Below are 250 nucleotides of genomic sequence, written 5' to 3'. Positions count from 1 at the left end.
GCACGGGCAAGAACCCATCGACTGGTGCTGCGCTCAAGATCCCTGCGAGCACGGTGCCGAAGTTTGTGGCGGGTGCGAAGTTCAAGGCGGTGGTGGACCCCAAGGCTGCCAAGCGCAAGGCGGACAAGGCTGGGAAGTAAGTACAGCGTTCTCGGTCGCTACCAAAACAAACCGCCACAGGCTCTTGCCGCTGGCGGTTTTGTTTTTGGGGGGCGCAGAAGGATTGCGACACCGGCTGTGCACCAGATAC

At 60.8% G+C, this 250-nt stretch carries 1 protein-coding gene; it reads left to right on the top strand.

The features are described from left to right. The coding region (locus tag SB822_RS59380; protein ID WP_410859411.1) for an HU family DNA-binding protein at positions 1 to 140 on the top strand (140 nt) is incomplete at its 5' end. Positions 141 to 250: the final 110 nt, after the last annotated feature.

This window comes from Paraburkholderia sp. SIMBA_054 (genome assembly GCF_046534875.1).
GTDB lineage: Bacteria > Pseudomonadota > Gammaproteobacteria > Burkholderiales > Burkholderiaceae > Paraburkholderia > Paraburkholderia hospita.
This window is presented reverse-complemented; position numbering and strand designations above follow the sequence as displayed.